Here is a 19,196-nt window from a genome sequence, read left to right on the forward strand (position 1 = left end):
GTAAATATGAGTACTTCTTGCTTTCATTGTCTTGAGAGTGTGCCTAAAGGGTTTAGTGCAACTGTTATTATAGATAACACGTCACAGCCAATGTGCTGTATTGGCTGCCAAGCGGTTGCGCAAAACATTGTTGATCAAGGCATGACCGACTACTACAAATACCGCACTGTTCGAGCCGGTAAAGTAGAGCAATTAGTACCAGAGCAACTCGCGTTTATAAAAAGCTACGACAATGAAGACATACAAGATGAGTTTATAGCCACAAACGACACAATCTCTGAAGTATTATTAAGTGTTGAGGGCATTACCTGTGCAGCATGTGCCTGGCTTATCGAAAAACAATTACTAAGCCTAAAAACAGTTAAGCGCGTTGACGTAAATACCTCAACTAATCGCGCTATGATCCAGTGGGATAAAACAAACACACCACTGAGTGAAGTCATTACCTCTTTGGCTAAAATTGGCTATAAAGCCTACCCATTTCAAGCAGATACAGAAGCTCAACAAAAGCAGCAAACAGCTAAAGCGTATATTCGTCGCTTAGGTGTTGCTGGGCTGATGACTATGCAAGTAATGATGTTTGCCTTTGCCATGTACTTTGGCATGTTCTCAGGCATGGACAGTAACTTTGAGCAATATTTTAGATGGATAAGCTTAGTACTTGCCACACCGGTTATTTTATACAGCGCGCTGCCTTTTTTAACCAATGCCGTTAATGGCTTAAAGGCTAAACAATTAAATATGGACTTACCCGTATCGCTTGCCATTTTTGGAGCTTATGGGGCAAGTTGTTATGCTACGTTTATGCAAGTGGGCGAAGTTTATTTTGAATCGGTTTGTATGTTTACCTTTTTGCTTCTATTAGGTAAGTATCTTGAATTTAGAGCGCGTTTAAAAGCGAGTGAATTTACTGCAAACTTACAAAAATTATTGCCATTAACAGCCCGCACTATTAACGAAAGTGGTGAAGAACTCATAATTGCAGCCAAGAGACTAAAACTTAATGACGTAGTACTCATTAAAGCGGGTGAAACAATCCCTGCCGACGGCGAGCTTATTAAGGGTAAAACCACGGTTGATGAATCAATGATGACGGGCGAACATCAGCCTGTTACAAAATTTATCGGCCACAATGTCTACGCCGGTTGCGTTAATCACGATGGCGTAATAGAAATAAAAATTAATAAAATTGGCCAAAACACGCTTTTAAACCAAATTATTCGCTTGCAACACAATGCATTAACCAAGCGCCCTAAACTGGTTGAAATTACAGATAAAGTTGCGCAATGGTTTATAGCGTGCCTGCTTATATTTGCTTCACTTACAGCTATTGGCTGGTACCAAATTGACCCTGAACATGCATTTTGGATCACCATTTCGGTTTTAGTTGCTACCTGCCCATGTGCCCTGAGTTTAGCCATACCAACTGCACTTACATGCGCGGTTGCAACCTTAACCCGTAAAGGCGTATTAATAAAACAAGCGCATGTACTCGAAACACTCTCACAAATTACTTTATTTGCATTTGATAAAACGGGCACGCTCACCCAAGGTAAATTTAGCCTTGATGAAGTAGATATACTCGATAAACAATACACAAAAGCGCAAGTGCTAGATATGGCTGCCATGTTAGAGCGCTATTCTGAACACCCTATAGCCAGCGCATTTGATGAAATCACCCCTGCTCACCACACTCTTGATAACGTTGAAGTGCATCCAGGTCTAGGAATTAGCGCACAAGATGCAAACAATCATTATGCAATTGGTAAAAGTGGTTGGTTTGATAGCAAAAAATCAAATGCACAAGCAAGCTTGTATATAAATAAGCAAGTTGTTGCACGTTTTTACTTTATTGATAAAGTGAAAAACGATGCTCAAAAGCTTATAGACTCACTAAAATCACAAAATTTAACGTGTCATATGTTAACCGGTGACGCATCAGATGCGGGGCAAAAAGTAGCTAAGCAACTCAACCTTAAAAGTGTGCAATCTGGATGTTCACCACAAGATAAACAAACAGCCGTTGAACAATGGTCGTCACAAAACGAAGTTGTAGCAATGGTCGGTGATGGCGTAAACGACAGCCCTGTATTTGCCAGTGCGCATTTATCCATTGCAATGGAAACCGGTGCTGACATATCAAAAAATAGCGCCGATGTAGTGCTTCTTAATAGCGATTTAGCCTCAATCGATCATTTGCTCAATGTAGCAAAACAAACCAGACGAATTATTAAGCAAAACCTTGCGCTGTCTTTATTGTATAATGCGTCCATATTACCATTAGCAGCGCTGGGCTTAGTTGCTCCATGGATGGCTGTTATTGGCATGTCTGCCAGCTCTATTATTGTGATTAGTAATTCACTAAGGCTATTAAAGTTATGAGCATAATTTACATTTTGATCCCCATTGCCATTTTGTTTGTCATTATTGCTATAGGCGTGTTTTTTTGGGCAGTTAAAAGCGAGCAATTCTCTGATTTAAACAAGCAAGGTCACAGTATTTTGTTTGAAGATGATAAAGAGCAGCACGACAAGAGTAATGATTGACCCTCTTTATATTAGCGCTTTTTTAATGGGCCTAATTGGTAGTGGCCATTGCATTGCCATGTGTGGCGGTATTGCAAGCTCATTACAACTGGCAAGTGATAAACGCAAAACATTTACCTATTCATTTGCCTATAATACTGGGCGTGCACTGAGCTACATGGCTGCAGGTGCACTTGTTGCTGGTATTAGCAGCCAATTTGCTAGGCAAAACACATCTTTTTCTTTGGCACTTTCATTCATTGCAGCTATTTTTATGCTCCTAGTCGGCGTGTATATAATGCGCCTGGGCTCTACGTTGCAATGGTTAGAAAAAATTGGTAAAACCTTTGTATGGCAACACATTGTTAAGCTAAATAAATACTTAATGCCTATTAACTCACCCTTTAAAGCCCTAGGTTACGGTGCTTTATGGGGATGGCTTCCATGTGGACTTGTTTACTCAGCACTTACATGGGCGATGACTAGCCCTAGTGCCCTAGGCGGTGCTTTAGTTATGCTTTGTTTTGCTTTAGGTACTTTTCCCGCAATGATCACATTAGGCGTTACCGCACAAAAACTAAATAGTATTATTAACCACCCTTGGACCCGAATTGTATTGGGTAGTGTTATAATCTGGTATGGTATCTACTTATTGATAATTGCAACTGATAAGCTGATACAATAATCTATTCGCAGTATTAACCTTTTATGGTTATTTTGCAGTCGTGTATATAAAAATTTAAACGGATTAAATTATGGATTTCTCTCAAAGTCGCGCTAAAGGTAATTGTGCTATTAGCTGTAATAACTGCAGTATTAGCCAATTGTGCTTGCCATTTTCTCTTAATGGCCAAGAAATGGATAAGCTAGACGAAATTATTGAGCGAAAAAAACCACTCCATAAAGGCGATTATCTATTTGAATCAGGCGCACCTTTACAGGCTATTTACGCTGTACGCTCTGGCTCATTTAAGTCGTACACATTATCAGAACAAGGTGATGAGCAAATAACTGGGTTTCATTTAGCGGGTGACTTAGTGGGCTTCGATGCGATAAGTAAAATGGCGCACCAGAGTTTTTCACAAGCTCTTGAAACATCAATGGTGTGCGAAATACCATTCGATACCCTTGACGAACTTGCTGGTAAATTACCAAAACTTCGCCAACAAATAATGCGTTTAATGAGCAGCGAAATTACATACGATCAAGAAATGCTGTTATTACTTAATAAAAAATCAGCAGAAGAGCGCCTAGCTAGTTTTATTTATAACTTATCTGAGCGTTTTGGCGAGCGTGGTTTTTCACGTAAAGAATTTAGATTTACTATGACGCGTGGTGAAATAGGTAACTACTTAGGCCTAACTGTGGAAACGATTAGTCGTTTATTAAGTCGTTTTCAAAAAGCCGACTTAATTAAAGTGGAAGGTAAATTTATTACAATTTTAGATAATGATGCTTTGGCTAAAACGGCCGCAATCGTTAAGCCCCGCTATATTAAATAGTTTGATTTAGAACAACAATTTATATGCTACCCCTTTAACTGTTTTATATTTGCGTTACACTAAATGTACACCCGTTAGGCAAATGGAGTAGCATATGAACACTATTAAACGCATTATTGCGGTTATTGATCCTACCAAAGACGATCAACACGGTTTATCACGTTCAATAGACTTAGCCAAAAAATCTGGCGCAAGTATTACCGCCTTTATGACGGTTTACGACTTCTCTTATGAAATGACAACGATGCTATCTGGCGAAGAACGCGAAGCAATGCGTGATGCCGTGCTAAAAGATCGCCAGCTATGGCTTAACGATTTAGTTTCTCCTTACAAAGATATAAATATTGACACCCAAGTGGTTTGGCATAACCGCCCTTATGAGGCCATAATCGATACTGTAATTGCTCAAAAGTACGATTTAGTAATTAAAGGGACACATCAACATGGTGCACTCAAATCAGTTATTTTCACCCCTACCGACTGGCATTTAGTTCGTAAATGCCCAGCTCCGGTGTTGTTTGTTAAAGAAATGGCATGGCCATCAAACGGAAATATTTTAGCTGCTGTGAATGCGGTTAGTGAAAACGAAGAACATGTGGCACTTAATAAACGTGTAATTAAAGACGCACAATTTTTATGTGAACTTGCCAACGCAAAACTTAATTTAGTTAATGCCTACCCCGCTACACCGATTAATATAGCAATCGAAATTCCTGAGTTTAACCCTGGGCTTTATAACGAATCAGTTAAAAAACACCATCATGAATCAACTAGTGCACTTGCAGCTGAGTTTAATTTAGGCCAAAAGCAATGTTTTATTGAAGAAGGCCTACCAGAGGATGTAATCCCTGATGTGGCTAAGCGGTTGAATAGCGAATTAGTAGTTATTGGTACTGTTGGACGCACTGGCTTAAGCGCGGCGCTTGTGGGTAACACCGCAGAGCATGTAATTGATAGTTTAGATTGCGATGTACTTGCATTAAAACCAGACGGTTATGTCAGCCCTCTTGCCAAAAGTTAAACAAAGCCTTAACTAGCGCTTTAATACCCATAGTACTTGGGTATATAATACGCCCCTTTATTTTTAGCAATTAACTTTACGTATGTTTATCAAGGGGGCGTAATTGTCACATTCAGATCAAGCTAAAGCTCGATTTAATTTAAATAAGCTTCAAAAGCGTTTACGCCGCCAAACTGGTCAAGCCGTTATGGACTTCAATATGATTGAAGAAGGTGACCGTATAATGGTGTGTTTATCAGGTGGCAAAGACAGCTACACAATGCTTGAAATGCTTCAACATTTAAAACGTGTAGCACCTATAAAGTTTGATCTCGTCGTTGTAAATCTAGATCAAAAACAACCAGGTTTTCCTGAGCATGTACTACCTCAATACCTTGATAAACTAGATGTTGAATATAAAATTGTAGAAGAAGATACTTACAGTATTGTTACCGATATTATCCCTGAAGGTAAAACAACTTGTTCACTTTGCTCTCGTTTACGCCGTGGTATTTTATACCGCACAGCAAAAGAGCTAGGCGCTACTAAAATAGCCCTTGGTCATCACCGTGACGACATGATTGAAACCTTATTTTTGAACATGTTTTATGGCGGAAAACTAAAAAGCATGCCGGCTAAATTAATGAGTGATAACGGCGAGCATATGGTTATTCGCCCACTTGCATACTGTAGAGAAAGCGATATAAGCCAATACGCATTTGCACAAGGCTACCCTATAATCCCGTGTAACCTTTGTGGCTCACAAGAAAACTTACAACGTAAGCATACAAAAGCAATGCTCGCTAAATGGGATGCAGAGCACCCGGGTCGTATTGAGAGTATTTTTACAGCCATGCAAAACGTCGTGCCTTCACATTTAGCTGATGCTGATTTGTTTGATTTTAAAAACTTAAAAACAGGTGAAATTATTGATGGTGGCGATATCGCCCTTGATAAGCCAGACATTCCTAAAGTGCCTGTTACTAATGAGCTTGATGAACAAGAAGCACCAAGTGTAGTTACTATAAATCTAAGCTAACAAATTTAAAGGGGATTGTATTTATGTACAACCCCCCTTAAATTTACTAATTCAGCATTGCGTTCTATTTTTAACTCTCAGCTAAGCCTTGTAAAAATTCCAAACTTAACTTTTCTTGTGTATTAGCCTGATAGGGTAATTGCTGCAAGCTATCGTACGAGAAATCGTTAATATCAAAATGACTTATTTCACTATTCCCAAAGCTGTTACGCTCCCTCGGGCTTGGCGACATTCTCTCAATAACAAAGTCGCTTAAGCGCATATCTGTAATGCTTTGTGGTAACACCGACCAATGAGCTTTCAAATTAAGAGTTTGGCTTCCTTTTTTTAACCGCTCTTTAGATACTAAATGAGCAAGTGGTGTATCGCCACTGTATAAATTAGCCCTAACACGATATAAACCACTTTTTACTACCGCTATGTTAGCTGGCAAAATCATGTTTTCGTTTTGTGCATAAGCAGTTTCAAAACCTGTTAAAGTCGCACTTGGAGCCATATATTGAATTTGCGCAACCACTGGGACTTTTTTACCGGCAACATCACCCTCTACAAACACTTGTAAGCTACGAGGGTAATCATCTTCGCCTTTAAATGTAATAATGGCTTCACCGTCACGCGCATTGCCTGTGTGGGTATTTAATATTTCCTTTGTATCAGTATTTGCAAGCTCAACGACCACTTTTCCAAGCCCTCGAGCGCTTATCTTTATTGTTATTTCTTCTGGATATACAAAACGATATTGTTTGAGGCTTACCGTTAAAGCATCGCCACTTTCACCTATGGGGCTCGACACCGGATAAAACTGATTTGGCTTTAATCGATCTTCATCTAAAGGACTTAAAGGTTGGGAATAAGGAGGAAACTTAAGTGCACTTTCGTATTGCATCACCACTTGTTGCGCTGCTTTTGTTAAATCTTCATTAAACGCAATTTGTTTTTTTGATTGTGGTTTTTTAGCTTTAGGCACATCTATAGGGATTACTTTTACAGGCGATAAATCAGCGACGCTCGCACTGTGTTTAACCTGGGGCGTTATTGGCTCAGCAACTTTATGAGCATCATTTTTACTTGTAAACCATAGTGAGAATAAAATAGTGCTAATAATTAAAGCAACGACATAAAATTTTTTCATTTTTATATTTCAATCTTTTATAAGGCGTATAGTTTTTAATACCAATCTGCTTATATATGGGGTCTATTTAACGTTAAAAAAATTACGCTAGAACTAGGCAAAAATTTTTGTATCTAGTTGTTCTCGGCAATTGCTCCCTGCATTGCTCTGCACCCATGCAGTCGTAAATAAAAAATTTTAACGACGTTATAGTGGAATTTAATTCGTTAAATTGATCAAAGATTTATGCAGATTGGTATAACTAAACGCCTTCTATGTTATGGAATCACATTATAAATAAGTGCTGATGCGCTTAAATTATTTGAATCCTTAATATAACGATATTGTTTTTTCCAAAACCAACTACCTGTAGTTTTATCAAACGTATTAAAACCTAAAGTGTCAGCTTCCACATTTACGTTATTCATGGCTATTGTTACATTACCTTTTCGTTGAGCGTTATGTATTTCATTATGGCTATAACTGTCACTCATCATCATTGGATAATGGTTTGGCATAAAGCTACTAACAGCATCACCTTGCGATTTTAAATGGCCATTTGTATCAATACTGCTGCTACAACTTCCAAACGAGCCAGCTGAACTTGCACCACATGAAGAGTGCGATGCTACAACCGAATCATCATTACCTTTTAAAAAACCACCTGTTAAACCTAAATACGCAGTACCATCTGCCACAAAGCGTAAACGAGGTGTACGTGCATCAGGAAATGGCGATATTTTGCGAGCATTATTCACTTTTAAATCGTGTAATACACCAACGGCCTCGGTTACATCACTTCCTAGCCACCATTTGAGTGCTGCATCGACCGCAAAGTTCCATGATGCGCCAGTTAAAGCACTAACTGCTACATCAGCCAGTTCACTTCCACCACCCGCGCCAGCTAAATCAAACGTAGCAACAATATTAAGCGGCTGTAAGCCTTCGTTTTCTAACCAGTTTTCTTGGTTATCAATAATATGGCGTGCAACTAAGTCACCTGTTGAATGTGTTACAAATACACAGCCATCACTGCACAAATTAGAGCGTGAAATTTGCTTTAACTTTGGCCACACCCAATCGGTAGCAATTTTACCCTCAATACGCTCATAAGCAGGCCAATCAATTCGCTCATCTGCACGATTATTCCAGTACGATTGCCAATATGTTTCACCGTCATTAATTACATCACTACCCGACTTATTTGTTATTTGCGAAGTTTGTAACCCGTGAATTAATATAATTTTGTAGTCTTTACTCGCTGCAGAAAAGCTCATTAGCATAGCAAGCCCAGCACCAATTAGATGACTTGGTTTAATTAATGTGTGTGTGTGCTTTGTGTTGTTCATACAATTCCTTAATGTTGTGTACGTAATATTTTATTATCATTTAAGGTATTCATACTAGGGCTTGTCAGCCTTGGTGTTCACCAGTATTAGGAACAAAGGATAGAAATGCAACAATTTATTATCATTTAATGGGTTAATAAAAAATAGTTGTTAAATTTAAAATTATCAGGGGAGACGAGAGTAATATTGAGGGGAATTAAGCTGAGCGGGTACCGGTAAAGGTGCCCGCTTTAGAATAAGGACGTAATTAATCTAGCCGTTAGCTTTGAGTTCACTGGTAAATTGCCCAATCGCATTAACAACTTCTTGTGCGCCTTGCTGAATTTCTTGCATTACTTCACCAGATTCTTTAGATAGTGCTAAACCTTGCTCTGCTTTTTCTTTACCTTTTTCTATTACAGCCACCGTATTTTGGGTTTGTGATTGGTTACGCTGTACTACTTCTACAATTTCTTCTGTTGCTTTTGATGTACGCGATGCAAGCAATCGAACCTCGTCTGCAACCACAGCAAAGCCTCGGCCTTGCTCTCCAGCCCTAGCCGCTTCAATTGCGGCATTCAACGCTAATAAATTTGTTTGCTCAGCAATACTACTAATGCTTTGTACAATACTCGATATTTGTTGCGACTGCTGATCAAGCGCTGAAATTTCACTTGCAGCTTGCTCCATGTTAATAGCAAGTTCGGTCATTACCGCAACTGTATCTTGTATAACGCTCGCGCCTTGCTCTGCTTTTTTATCAGTTTGGGTTGAGGTGCTATAAGCAATTTCGGCAGCCTGAGATATCGCAATTTCTTGATTTACTTGCTCTGTAATAACTGTTGCAAACTTCATTACTTTATAAAGCTCATTCGCGTCATTTGAAATTGGGTTATATGACGCTTCTAACCATACAACATTGCCGTATTTATCAACACGCTTAAAGCGCTCCGCTATAAACTGTCCTTCTCTTAATTTAGCCCAAAACTGTTGATACTCTTGGGAGTTATACTCTGAAGCTTCACAAAAAGTACGATGGTGCTTTCCTATTAACTCACTTTCTTGATAACTCATTGCTGATAAAAACTGCTCATTTGCTTTTAAAACATGGCCTTCTAAATCAAATTCAATTACTGCCATAGAGCGATATATCGCTTTGATAGTGTCGCTTTGTTCGCGAGAAGCCGTGATTGTTTTTGTAAGCACACTCCCGAATATAGAAAAATAGAGCAACTGATCTTGCTCCCCTTTTACAGGATGTACTATTAAACGTAACCATTCAGCTTTACCATCACCGCGCGCAATTTGTAATGCACCGCCCCAATGCCCTTCTTTTTTAATCGCCTTTTGCAAACTTATAAACTCTTTTGATTGACGAGACGACTCTGTAATAAAATCATTAAAAAAGTGGTTAGTGAGATCGTCTTCTGTGTATCCTAAGTTTTCTAAAAATTTATCATTGGCATGCGAAATTCGACCATCATAAATAATGTTAAGTACTAACATCTCACGGTAAAGCCCTTCCCACACTTGTTGTAATGGATAGAGTTCAGCTTTTAAAGAGGTTACTTCATTTTGCTTATTTTTAGAAAAAAACATTAATATCCTTACTAATACAATCAATATAAAATTAATTTTAGTATAGGAGACATTTAGCATAACGCGATAAATACCAAGCAGTTTGAAGCTAAATTATTAATTAAAAACACAAACTAAGCTTAAAACTGTAACCTTTCATACAAACCAGATGCTCTTGATACGCTTTTATTCATTGCAAGTTGCAGTACTTTTTTGTCTGCCACCAGCTCAAAGGTGTTTTTAGCGCGGGTTATTCCCGTATACACTAATTGCCTGTTTATACCCATGCGCGCTTGTTTTAGCGGAGGCAGTACCATAGCGGTGTAACTAAACTCTGAGCCTTGTGATTTATGAATGGTCATTACATATACTTTATCGTGTGCAGGGAGTCGTGCAGGTGAAAAAGCTCGCTGATTACCTTGCTCATCAATAAATATGGCTTTGAGCTGATTACTCTCATCGGGCATTAAAATACCAATATCGCCGTTAAATAACTTAAGCTGGTAATCGTTTTGACTCACCATAATGGGCATGCCTGTATAATGATGAGTATTAGGGCTAACTGTTATTAAACCTTGCTGTTGCAATACGCGCTCTATTCGCTGATTTAAGCTATGCACGCCGTAATCGCCTTCTCGTACCGCTGCTAAAAGCTGATAACTCGCAAAAGCAGCATGCACCTGTGCAACACTTGCCCCTTGGGCAATTAAGTTAAGGTATTTTGCATAATGACTTGCTGCACTTTTAACAAGCTTTTCAATCGGTTTTGCTACAAAGTCGTAATCTAAAATTACATCGTTAAAACGCCCTTCAGTACTTTCTTGCTCAACGTAATTTAAAATACCGGTGTTATTGGTGTTTACCGCAAGTGCGAGTTGACCAATGCCGCTTTGTGCATCAAATCGATAACTGTGTTGTAAAAAGGCAATGCAATCTGCGAGTTTAAATTCACTCACGCTTTGAGCTACGAGCTTAGACTTATTATTAAAACATAAGCTATTTAGCTCATCACAACGTGCTTGCGAGTAGCTTGGCGTTTGCCCAAGTGTTAAACCTTGGCATAAATCACTCATCACGCTACCAGTATCAACCGAAGCAAGCTGATCTTTATCACCTAGGAGTATTAATCGAGCATGTGCAGGCATTGCTTCTATTAATTTAGCCATCAGCGATAAATCGACCATACTGGCTTCGTCTATAATCAGCACATCTAAATGCAGAGGATTGCTTTTGTTATGCCTAAATTTATTAGTAAACGGTTTTACGCCTAATAAGCGATGAATAGTTTGCGCGTTTTGCGGTATTAACGTTTTTATATTATCAGGAATTGTTGTGAGCTTATTTTTAACACCCAATATTGATTCACTCAACCTGGCAGCGGCCTTACCTGTAGGGGCCACAAGTTTAATGCTAAGGGGGGCTGTTTTATAAAGCGACTGTAAAATAGCGAGTAACTTAGTCACTGTAGTAGTTTTACCAGTGCCTGGACCGCCCGTGATCACGCTAAAGCCTTTGGTTGCGGCAATCGCACACGCCACTTTTTGCCAATCAGTTTCAATTACAGAATCAGTAGGAAAGTAGGTATTTAAAAGTTCAGCCAATACTTCATTATTAACATTGAGCTTTCGCTCGCTCATACCTAATAATCTGTCAGCAAGTGTTTGCTCATAACCTGCAAGGCGCGCAAAATAAAGTCGCTCGTTAAACAGTTGCAGTGGTTTATTTTCGCCTACGCTTTCATGGCTTTGTAAATAACTAAGCGCTGTGTTTACATTAAAATCATCACTAAACGGGCTAAGCGTACTGGGTACATTACCATCGAGTTTATTAAAGTCGCTTTTGCGTAAATTAAAAGGATTGCTCCAATCAACTTCATTTAATGTTAGACAACTATGCTGGCTTTGCTGCGATAAGCAAAGCAATAAAATAATATAAAATAGTTCATTGTGAGTTTTCTCTTTGGTATTAGCACACAGTAACTCGGCAAGCTTTACATCAACTACACGTAGTCGGTTTTGCGCTAATAAATACTCAAGTAACGGCACTTCGGTAATCGCACTGTTTAACACAATGTCCCCTAATGAAGCATCTTGTGCTACATTTTTTGAAGTAAGAGGCTCTGCGGCTTCATTATTTAGTGTCTCGTCTATATCGTCAAACAAGCCAGGTTGTTCATTTAAATCACTCATAGCATGGCTCCTTGGCTAAATAAACCATCTAAAATAATCACTTGTTCTTCAGTTAGCTTTTTAAAGTACACGCCTTGCCCTGCCGGCATTCCTCGTAAAAAGGTGTAATACACACCGCCTAAATGGGTTTCTATTGAGTAATCAGCTATGCGTTGTTTTAATAAACGATGCAGTGCTACGGTGTAAATTAAATACTGTAAATGATACTGATGACTGCTCATCGCTTGCTCAAGCATGTCGCTCTCGTAATCAGCTGGCGTGCTACCTAAATAATTAGACTTATAATCTAAAATATAATATTTGCCTTGGTAGCAAAATATTAAATCGACAAAGCCTTTTAACAAGCCTTTTACTTGTGAAAATTCAAGCTTACTTTGCGTAAAACCAAAATGTTTAATTAGCATTTCGTTTAACTTAGGTGCGCTTAAGCTCTCAAGGGGTAAATTAAATTCCATTTCGACTAAGCAATCATTGGGTGTAAGCACACCCAATGAAAGAAGGTTGCCATCTAGGGGGCACACAAGAACATCAAGCACCCACTTTTCAGCCACTTCTCGCCATTGCTCACCTATGTGGTACTTTTCAAGGCTACGCTTAACGACTTCAGATAAGTTTTGCTCGGTATTAGTTGGGTGAACTATTGGGCTAGTAAAATCTATTTGTTCAAATATCTCGTGCAAACAGCTACCAGGCTTTGCCCCTTTAGGAAAACTATAAGGTGATGGTAGTTCATCCTCTTGCACTGCAAACTGGTCTTTTTCGTGATCTTCATCACTTCGCCCTGGGGCTAGTTGGTCGCTGTGCTTTTTAAAGCTCAACGCACTAAAGCTGGTTGCTCGCCAGTTACGCTCAATATTTGCTGTTACTTTATTAACACTTAACGTTTGCTGCGCGCTTTCACTGTTATTAAAACAAAGTGTTCCCTGCTCTAATAATGTTTGTGAGGTAAATTGCTGATAGCTCATTGCACTGTTAGCGTCGCAAAACTCACTTAAATGCGTGCGCCATGTTTGGCTACTGGCAAGTTCAAGCCCTGCAAATAACACATGCCCAAGTGCACTACTTTGCATAGCCAAACGACTACTTTGTCCTTGGCCAATATTATAAACCCCCAGCGCACAAAAATGCACAGCACGCGTAAGTGCAACATACAGCAAGCGTAAATCTTCAGCTAGGCGTTCTTGTTCTGCTTTTTGAAGGGCATCTTCGTCTTTACTCAAATCGTAAACTAGCTTGCCATTATTATGATAAAGCGCTTCTTTTGTTTCGCGATAGCCACTGGCAAACGGCATAAAAACCAGCGGGTATTCAAGCCCTTTTGAGGCATGCATAGTGACAATTTTAACCAAGTTGGCGTCACTTTCTAGGCGCACTTGTACTGTTTCACCGTCTTGTTGGCTTACCTTTTGTGCAAACCAGCGCAGTAAACGCAACGTGCCTTCAAGCTCTATTTGTTTTTGCTGAAGTATTTCGCCCAAATGCCTAAAGTCCGTCAGCCAACGCTCTACGTTATACCCTAAACCTTGCCATTTAGAGCTAAGCTGGTTATGGCTCATTAAGCGCTCAAGCATGGCCATAGCACCTTGCTTGTGCCAAATGTGGCTAAGTTGTGCAAAAAAGTTTAAATACTCTTGCCATTTATTTTCATCATCGGCGAGTGCGTGTATTTCGTTATAACTTAAACAAAATAGTGGTCCGGCTAAAACACCGCGCAGCAATGACTCATCATATTGTCCATGCAGCGCTGTTAAAAAGTTAAGTAAGTCATGGCTAAGCTCTTGGCTAAAAACGCTTTCTCGCGATAAATACACGCTGGAAATTTTGGCATCACCTAGCGCTTTTTTCATTATTTGCGCTTCAACACGGTCGCGCACTAATATACAAATATCGGCAGCGCTCACAGGGGTACTGCCAATACACGCATCTCCCTGTTTTGCTTTTTCAAGCAGGGTCACTATTTTATTCGCAAAATGCGTGGCTAAATGCGCTTGCCCTACACCTTTGTTGGTTGGTTTGTTTTTTTCATCGGCGGCTTCATCAACAAATACATTAAATTCGAATGCGGTCGCGGGTTCACCATCAATTAAAAAAGTGTCATCTGCTTTTTTACCTTTAGCCGCTACTGCGTTAAACGGTATAGCGTCGTTATAAATAAAGCTGTTAGCGTGTTTGCCAAATAAACTATTAACGCTATTTACTATGTCGGTGCTTGAGCGAAAGTTAGTACCCAGCGTAAATTGCTGATCAGTCTGTACAACTTCTTTTGCGCCAATGTAGGTGAAAATATCTGCGCCCCTAAAGCCATAAATAGCTTGTTTAGGGTCGCCTATCATGGCAAGCGTGGTATTTTGTTGCCCATAAATTTTACTAAAAATACCGTACTGAATCGGATCGGTATCTTGAAATTCATCAATCATGGCAACCGGAAACAACTGCGCAATTTTTTGCGCTAGTACGTCGCCTTGCTCGTTATTAAGCGCACTGTGTAAATTGGTCAATAAGTCATCTGGGGTGATCACGCTTTGCTCTTGCTTGCGCTTAACTATTGCGGCTTTTACCCAGCGTGCTGCATGTTGTACAACCGCTATTTTGAGCCCTTGGTTTATGGTGTTGTTAAGGGCGGCAAGCTCGTCAAATTGACTCAGTAACGGATGCACAAATAATGGCTGATTTTTTTTATAATTGCTCACATCGCTTAAGTTTTCTGTACTCCACACTTCAAACGAATACTTGTTAGTGCCAAATTCAAAAAACAAATCGCCGCCTAAACAAAATGCTTCAAGCGCAGCCAGGCTGCCTTTTCGTGCTGGCGTTTTAGACCCGCTTAAACCCGAGCTTTTAATAGCACCGATAAACTCTTGCTCTAACACCGCTTTTTTAAATGCAGGCACACGGGTTATGTACTCGTCACGGGCTTTCCACACATTGTCTAAATTTATTTGTGGCGTAATGTGCGCATTGGCTTTATGTAAAATGCTCGCCACTTGAGCGAATAAAGCCTCTGGTGCGGCAAATACATCTAAAATAGCATCGGTGCGTTCTTTGTTAAGTGGGTATACAAACGCACGCCAAAAATCTTTAATGGTTTCAAGCAGTATGTCGCGCTCATCTAAAATAAATTCGAGATTAAACGCCACACCAGACTCAAACGCATGTTGTTTTAGCATCCGCTGACAAAAGCCATGAATGGTAAAAATAGCCGCTTCGTCCATTGATTTAGCAGCTGCATCGAGTAAATCAAACGCGCGGTGCTTATCATCAATTTTGGCGATTACGCCTTCAATGAGTTCGTCGTTTGGGTCTTGCCCAAGCAGTGCGTCGCGTGCAGCAATGATTCGGCTGCGAACGCGGTCTTTAATTTCTTGGGTGGCAGCGTCGGTAAAGGTTACTACCAAAATTTGCTCAACACTGAGCGGCGTATTTAACTCACCGTCTATTTGCATACCTAGTAAGTAACGTAAATACAGCCCCGTAATTGTATAAGTTTTACCAGTACCCGCACTGGCTTCTATTAAACTTTGACCAATGAGCGGCATAGTAAGAGGATTAAGCGCTTGCATGGTCACTCTCCTTTGCGTGTTCAAATAAAGGCATGAGCAATTTATCACTCCATTTTATAAATTCTTCTTGGCAGTCGTTTAGCGATTGCACTGTTAAGCGAATATACGGGTTTTCGCCCTCGCCTAGCCCTATGTATTGTGGGCTGAATTTGCTCATTGCTTTTGTTATATCGCCGCCGCTTTTAACGTATTCATAACCACTTACCGGAAAAAACGGCACGGGTTCTTTGCGTAGCGCTTTGTATAATTCAAACCAATCAAGTAACAATGCATCAGCATCTGCTTTATTAATTGGCGCAAAGGTTATTTGCTTATCAAGCCCAAGTAACAATGTTTCTACTTGTTGATCCATACTTTGCGCTGCAAGGTGATAAATAAAGCCTTTAATTAAATCTTTCGCTTTAATACTCGCACTGCGATAAAACACTTGTTTTTGCAAATACACATGATTGAGCCAGCCCTCTATTTTGGTGCCTTCAATGGTAAGCAAAACTTCTATTGGCTCACTTTTCCCGCCTTTAATGTGCTCTTTTACTTGCCCTGCAAGCGCATCAACTCGGTGCTCCATACTCTCAAATATGAGGTTGCCTACATTGGCTTGAGGTAACTCACCTCGCTGCAGTATTTGCTCGGTACTCAGTGGTTGCTCGTTTATGTTTGCTTTAAGTATTTCATCAAGGTAAAAATAACGGCGCAGCGCATCTAGGCTAAAGGGTTCTTCGTCTTTTGCAACTTCGTTAAATTGTGGCAGGCGTAAGCCCAATGTTTGTTGATAAAAGCTCTCTTGTGCGCTGCACACACTTCTAATAAACACATCGAGATCTAACTGCTCTGGCACAACAACATCAAGCGCAATAACTGGCTCTGGTTTAATTGACTCACCTGGCAGCCAAATTGGATTGTAACTGTGGTTGCTCAGCACAGTATTGGCTTGCTCATCGGCTAAATAGTAATGGCTATTAAAGGGCTGTAAATGCTGTTGATTGATTAAACATGCGGGCAGCGTTTTTTCGCTTTTATCGCTTAATACAAAACTACGCCCAATATATTCTAACAGCTCACTTACAAGCGTTGATGGCATGCGCGGTTGGTTGTCAAAACACGAGCGGCCAATGTAACTCATGTATAAGTTGTCGCGGGCACTCAATAGCGCCTCTAAAAATAAGTAGCGGTCATCTAATTTACGTGATCGGTCACCTTTTTGCTTTTTAGAATACGGCACCAAGTCAAAACCAATAGACTGCACGTTACGCGGGTAGTCGGCATCATTTAAGCCCAGCATACATACCACTTTAAATGGCACGGCGCGCATTGGCATCAATGTACAAAAGTTTACTTGCCCGACCAAAAACCGCTGCCCTACGCCTTTTTCTTGAATGCCTTGTTTAACTAAGTAACTAACAATACGCTGCGAAACCGCTTTGCTGTAATCGCCGTTGTCGTGGTGCTTTTGTAACTCTTCGAGCACGTTTTGCAGCACTAATAAGTCCCAGCTGTCATCGCTTTCACTTTCGTATATGGCGTTTAATAGCTCGCTTAAAATATTCGCTTTATTAGTCAGTGTATCGTCGGGCGTTAGTTGCTCTTTAAAGCTCTGTAGTACATCAATAAAGTGCACAAGCTTATTGAGTGTATCAAGCGCCATACCTTCGACTTCATCAGCGCTGTAAATACCGTTAAACGGGCATTGTTCGTCGCGCATGGCAATGCCAAGCAGTAAACGGTTGAGCCCATGCTGCCAGGTATTTAAATCTATTGCGGGTAAATCAAAGCTGCTTTTATGCGCTGCGTTTATACCCCATTTAACCCCAACACGTTCAAGCCAGTATTGAATTTGCTCGTATTCATGCGCTTCAAGCCCAAATTTTTCGGCTATTTGCGTCACTTGTAATAAATCAAGAATGTCCGACACACCAAAGCGCGAAAACGGTAAGTTAGCTAAACTCGCAAATGAGCTAAGGACAGGCTTTTCTTGCTCGATGGCTAAATCGGCCAATGCATAAGGAATAAAGCGACTGCCTTGTGCCCCGCCAAATACAGCTTCAATATAAGGGCTGTAGGTACCAACATCGGGCATCATAACGATTATGTCTTTGGGGGTAAGCGCCGGGTTTTGATTAAACAAATTAAGTAAGTAGTCGTGCAAGCGCTCAACTTCTCTGAGCGGCGTATGGCAATCGCTTAGCGTAATGCTGGTGTCGGTTGCACTGATCGCTAATTTACCCTCGTCGTTTATAAACCACTCTTTGTTATCGGTTAGCGATTCGCCTTTAAACGCAAGCTGATAAATCTCGCTTTGTACTTGCCCTAGTAAGGTGTCGTCAAACACATCAATAAAACCATCAATCCAACGAGCATCTAGCTGTACAAGTTGTTCAAAATAATCGCGACCTAATTTACCCCACGACGATAACAACGGATTACCAATAAAGTAGTATTCTTCATCTGGATTGGTTTGTTTTTTTTGTTGCGCTTCCACCAGCGGCATTTTGGCGTATTTAGCGCTTATTTTAGCTGCTGTTTTTTCATCTATAATATCGCCCCAGTAATGCTCACTCGGGTTAAAAAAGAATAATATAACCTCTGTTTTTTTACTCAGTGCTTCAAATACGTCAAGCTGGGAGCTGGCAATAGCCGATATACCAAATAAGCTAATGCGTTGTGGTAGTAAGCTATTATCCATCCTCTCAAGTGCTGCCAATAATTGCCCTTGCATGTTAGCGCGATGAAATTGGCTTTGCCCAAGCTCTTGGCTTAGTTTTACAATGCGTCGCCATAAATCAGGTTGCCATGGGGCAATGCTTACATCTACATCATCAAGCTCATCTTTACCGCTATCCCATGTGGCAATCCAGTGCGGTCGGTACATTAAATATTGGTCATATACATCGGCTATTTTTTCGCATAGCGCAAAGGTTTTTTGCCCGTCTATATCGCCCTCTAAATAAGTTTTTAGCGGCAAATACAGCGGTTCATCAATGCAGGTTGGTAAAATTGCGAACAGTTTCCAAGTAAGGTTGGGCTTATTAAATGCCGACTCTTTAGGGACATTTGGCAGCAATTGCTGATACAACTGCCAAATAAAGCTCGACGGCAGCGGAAAATCTACCTGCGCTGCAACCCCTAAGTTTTCGCTCAAACCTATTTTTAACCACTGCGACATACCCGGCGATTGCACTAGCACTACTTCTTTGTCGAACGGGCTTTGCAATGGGTTTACTTTTAACAGCTGGTGGAACTGCGCTTGCAGGGCTTCCATCCGGTTTGATTGAATAATATTTAGCATATAGCACTGACCTTGCTTGAGATAAAACCAGTGTAAGATATTTTCAATATTAGGGGTAGTTATTCACTAAAATTGATT

General features: G+C 40.2%; 12 protein-coding genes. 6 read left to right on the forward strand and 6 right to left on the reverse strand.

What is annotated here, in order from left to right; genetic code table 11:
* Positions 1–6: 6 nt before the first annotated feature.
* From V6260_RS15790 to ttcA, 6 genes are all read left to right on the forward strand, one after another.
* On the forward strand, positions 7–2,382 hold the full coding sequence (locus tag V6260_RS15790; RefSeq protein WP_341595061.1) for a heavy metal translocating P-type ATPase: 2,376 nt from the start codon (positions 7–9) through the stop codon (positions 2,380–2,382).
* On the forward strand, positions 2,379–2,546 hold the full coding sequence (gene ccoS / locus V6260_RS15795) for a cbb3-type cytochrome oxidase assembly protein CcoS (RefSeq protein ID WP_341595062.1): 168 nt from the start codon (positions 2,379–2,381) through the stop codon (positions 2,544–2,546). The genes V6260_RS15790 and ccoS overlap by 4 nt, the downstream gene beginning before the upstream one ends.
* Positions 2,539–3,210 (forward strand): sulfite exporter TauE/SafE family protein, encoded by a 672-nt coding sequence (locus tag V6260_RS15800; RefSeq protein ID WP_341595063.1) that lies wholly within the window; start codon positions 2,539–2,541, stop codon positions 3,208–3,210. Before ccoS ends, V6260_RS15800 begins: the two co-directional genes overlap by 8 nt.
* A 70-nt stretch (positions 3,211–3,280) precedes the next feature.
* The gene (locus V6260_RS15805) at positions 3,281–4,027 is read left to right on the forward strand and encodes an FNR family transcription factor (RefSeq protein ID WP_341595064.1); all 747 of its coding nucleotides are present in this window, start codon (positions 3,281–3,283) and stop codon (positions 4,025–4,027) included.
* Between the two features lie 94 nt (positions 4,028–4,121).
* Positions 4,122–5,048: a universal stress protein UspE gene (uspE, locus tag V6260_RS15810; RefSeq protein ID WP_341595065.1), complete on the forward strand. Its 927-nt coding sequence runs from the start codon at positions 4,122–4,124 to the stop codon at positions 5,046–5,048.
* 103 nt (positions 5,049–5,151) lie between these two features.
* Complete coding sequence (gene ttcA, locus V6260_RS15815) at positions 5,152–6,066, forward strand: tRNA 2-thiocytidine(32) synthetase TtcA (RefSeq protein WP_341595066.1); 915 nt, start codon at positions 5,152–5,154, stop codon at positions 6,064–6,066.
* A 70-nt stretch (positions 6,067–6,136) separates the two neighbouring features.
* Here the strand turns inward: ttcA and V6260_RS15820 are convergent, their stop codons facing one another.
* From V6260_RS15820 to recC, 6 genes are all read right to left on the reverse strand, one after another.
* On the reverse strand, positions 6,137–7,198 hold the full coding sequence (locus tag V6260_RS15820) for a hypothetical protein (RefSeq protein ID WP_341595067.1): 1,062 nt from the start codon (positions 7,196–7,198) through the stop codon (positions 6,137–6,139).
* 257 nt (positions 7,199–7,455) lie between these two features.
* Positions 7,456–8,526, reverse strand: a complete 1,071-nt coding sequence (locus tag V6260_RS15825) for a hypothetical protein (protein WP_341595068.1) — start codon at positions 8,524–8,526, stop codon at positions 7,456–7,458.
* Between the two features lie 252 nt (positions 8,527–8,778).
* Positions 8,779–10,104: a PAS domain-containing methyl-accepting chemotaxis protein gene (locus V6260_RS15830; protein ID WP_341595069.1), complete on the reverse strand. Its 1,326-nt coding sequence runs from the start codon at positions 10,102–10,104 to the stop codon at positions 8,779–8,781.
* A gap of 119 nt (positions 10,105–10,223) precedes the next feature.
* Complete coding sequence (gene recD / locus V6260_RS15835) at positions 10,224–12,272, reverse strand: exodeoxyribonuclease V subunit alpha (RefSeq protein ID WP_341595070.1); 2,049 nt, start codon at positions 12,270–12,272, stop codon at positions 10,224–10,226.
* Entirely contained in the window at positions 12,269–15,832 is a 3,564-nt protein-coding gene (recB, locus tag V6260_RS15840; protein WP_341595071.1) for an exodeoxyribonuclease V subunit beta, read from the reverse strand. The genes recD and recB overlap by 4 nt, the downstream gene beginning before the upstream one ends.
* Entirely contained in the window at positions 15,819–19,118 is a 3,300-nt protein-coding gene (gene recC, locus V6260_RS15845; RefSeq protein WP_341595072.1) for an exodeoxyribonuclease V subunit gamma, read from the reverse strand. Before recC ends, recB begins: the two co-directional genes overlap by 14 nt.
* Between the last annotated feature and the right edge of the window lie 78 nt (positions 19,119–19,196).

It is taken from the genome of Pseudoalteromonas aliena, assembly GCF_038155085.1.
GTDB lineage: Bacteria > Pseudomonadota > Gammaproteobacteria > Enterobacterales > Alteromonadaceae > Pseudoalteromonas > Pseudoalteromonas aliena_A.

Coding starts and splice junctions, on each gene's coding strand:
- V6260_RS15790 (WP_341595061.1), top strand. CDS start 7: ATGAGTACTTCTTGCTTTCATTGTCTTGAGAGTGTGCCTAAAGGGTTT.
- ccoS (WP_341595062.1), top strand. CDS start 2,379: ATGAGCATAATTTACATTTTGATCCCCATTGCCATTTTGTTTGTCATT.
- V6260_RS15800 (WP_341595063.1), top strand. CDS start 2,539: ATGATTGACCCTCTTTATATTAGCGCTTTTTTAATGGGCCTAATTGGT.
- V6260_RS15805 (WP_341595064.1), top strand. CDS start 3,281: ATGGATTTCTCTCAAAGTCGCGCTAAAGGTAATTGTGCTATTAGCTGT.
- uspE (WP_341595065.1), top strand. CDS start 4,122: ATGAACACTATTAAACGCATTATTGCGGTTATTGATCCTACCAAAGAC.
- V6260_RS15820 (WP_341595067.1), bottom strand. CDS start 7,198: ATGAAAAAATTTTATGTCGTTGCTTTAATTATTAGCACTATTTTATTC.
- V6260_RS15825 (WP_341595068.1), bottom strand. CDS start 8,526: ATGAACAACACAAAGCACACACACACATTAATTAAACCAAGTCATCTA.
- V6260_RS15830 (WP_341595069.1), bottom strand. CDS start 10,104: ATGTTTTTTTCTAAAAATAAGCAAAATGAAGTAACCTCTTTAAAAGCT.
- recD (WP_341595070.1), bottom strand. CDS start 12,272: ATGAGTGATTTAAATGAACAACCTGGCTTGTTTGACGATATAGACGAG.
- recB (WP_341595071.1), bottom strand. CDS start 15,832: ATGCAAGCGCTTAATCCTCTTACTATGCCGCTCATTGGTCAAAGTTTA.
- recC (WP_341595072.1), bottom strand. CDS start 19,118: ATGCTAAATATTATTCAATCAAACCGGATGGAAGCCCTGCAAGCGCAG.